Source organism: Nonomuraea cypriaca (assembly GCF_015645445.1).
Lineage (GTDB): Bacteria > Actinomycetota > Actinomycetes > Streptosporangiales > Streptosporangiaceae > Nonomuraea > Nonomuraea cypriaca.
On record NZ_JADOGI010000469.1, the window covers coordinates 1 to 2,314 of the forward strand.

Below are 2,314 nucleotides of genomic sequence, written 5' to 3' on the forward strand. Positions count from 1 at the left end.
CAGCGAGGTAGGCCGTCAGGCGAGGTGTCAGCGTGCTGGTCCTTTTCCCGACGGCCCCCTCCCGAACCCGCCGTGCCCGCTTTCCGGGCAACGGGCTCTCCGGTGACTACTGCGTGATCGTCGATGCGGGCTGTCGCGCGTGGATGATGTCGTGGCAGTCGGCGCATACGACAAGGGTTTTTCGGCGCCGCGTTGCCATGGTCACCGCCCACGGCGGCTGTGGCCGTCCCGGTGTGGTGAGCTCGGCGAGCTTTCGGACATGGTGTGCTTGCACCTGACCGGGGCGCTGGCAAAGCTCACACCGCCCGGCCAGGAGCCGATCAATCAGCTCCTTGCGCCGGATGGTGCCCGGAACCGGCGTGCGGTCCACCAGGACCGCGTTTTTCTTCTTGTGTAGTGGCTGTCCACCGAACCGTGCGACCAAAGGGGTCCTGCCTTCGCGTTCGATACGGGCCTCGAAGCAGGTACGGATCCCGGCGGGGGTCTCGATCGTGGCCTTGTAGCGGGCCGCCATCTTCGACACCGTCGAGTCGTGCTTGCAGGCCAGTGTTTTCAGCAGTGCGGTCTCAGCGGCCCACCGCACCCGGCTCAGTCGGTAGACGTCGCCGGCCGGCAGGTAGTAGTTGACCAAGCCTCGGTACTCGGCTCCGAAGGTGTTGACGATGGTGTAGTCATCGTGGTTGACCAGTGGGGAGCGGTGCGTGGGTTTGCCGCGCTTGAGGTAGGGGAGGCATTTGGTCTTGATCACCGTCGGTGGCACTCGCAGTGCGATGCCGCCGTTGATCGACCGCTTGCCGTGGGTGGTCTTGCGGTCGGCGTGCCAGACGGTGATGTCGTAGCCGAGGAAGCGGGCCGCCCCGGTGCGGGCGTGGGTGATCAGTGTCTTGCCCGCCGACAGGTCCAGCTTGAGGTCGTCATGCAGGAACTGGGTCAGGCGGGCCTTGATCTGCTCGGCCTCGGCTTGGGGACCGGTGAATCCGAGGATCTGGTCGTCTGCGTAGCGGCAGTAGCGCAACCGCCGGTAGCCCGGATCGCGGGGATCGGCGCTGGGCAGGCGGCGCTGCTGCTTGCGCAGGCGGCGGAGTTCGGCACGGTCGCCGCGGTGGCGGGCCCGTGCCATCTGCCGCGAGACCTGGGTGTAGGCAGGGTTATGCGCCCTGCGCTTTCCTCGGGCGTATTCCGGTATAAGAACTGTTTCGACGAACTTGTCCAGCCGGTCCAGATAGATGTTGGACAAGATTGGGGATGCGCCTGCGCCTTGTGGGGCTCCACTGAACGTCGCGTTCCATATCCAATCCTCAAGGTATCCTGCCTGCAGCATCTGTTTGATGAGGCGCAGGAACCGGTTATCGTGAATGTTGTCCGCCAGGAGCGAGAGCATGACCTGATGGTTCAGGCTGCCGAAGCAGTCGGCGATATCCATTTCGATGAACCAGGTCGTTCCGGTCCAGGTTTCCGCTATCTCGCTGAGTGCGGTATGACAGCCCCGGCCGGGACGGAAACCATGAGATCGGTCGGAGAACTGCGGCTCGTAATACGCCTCTAAGAGCAGGCGGATGACTTCGCCGACGAGTTTGTCCGACCAGGATGGCAGTCCGAGTGGTCTTTTCTTCCCGTTCTGTTTCGGGATGTAGACACGTTTCACCGGTTGGAATCGGTAGCGCTCGTGGCGCAGCGCATCGATGATGCGCCCGATCTTGGCCACGGACATGCCGTCCACGGTCTCCCCGCTGGCCCCGGGGGTCATGGCTCCGTGGTTGGAGTACAGACGCCCGTAGGCCACAAGATACAGGTGCGGGTTGAACAGTTGTCGATACAGTTCGTCGCACGGCAGGCCACGCCTACCGCGATCACGCAGGACATTCAAAACCGTTTCAGCGTCTTGCATTGCGCATACCTCTCGGCTGTTAAATATCCAATCACCTGGCCCCCTTCGCCCTGTGGACGGGCTTACCGTCCTCCCTGGCAGGCCGTAACCCCTGCGACTACTACGAGGCCTCCGTCAAACCTTAGGGCTCGCGCCCCTTAGGCGATCCCATGTTCGTCCCTGCTGTACGTATCTAGCGTGACTTAGGCGCCCCACTCATCTCCTCGAATTCCCTCACTGGGAATCGCTCCACACCCCGGAGGATGCACCAACCTTGTAGTGATGCCGGTGCAGGGTGCGGCGCCGGTTACAAGTGCCGTTCCGGCGGACGTGCCCTTTCGTCGTCTGGAGATTAGGGTTCAGGCAATCAAGCTTTCGCCATATCACACGGGCCCCTCGACGCGCCGCTTCTGACACCTGAACACGACCGCCGATTTCCTGGCATGC

General features: G+C 63.1%; 1 protein-coding gene. It reads right to left on the minus strand.

Going from position 1 to position 2,314, the window contains the following annotated elements:
* Positions 1–106: 106 nt before the first annotated feature.
* Positions 107–1,888 carry a reverse transcriptase/maturase family protein gene (locus ITP53_RS54890; RefSeq protein ID WP_195903405.1) on the minus strand — a complete coding sequence of 594 codons (1,782 nt, stop codon included), beginning with the start codon at positions 1,886–1,888 and terminating at the stop codon, positions 107–109.
* Between the last annotated feature and the right edge of the window lie 426 nt (positions 1,889–2,314).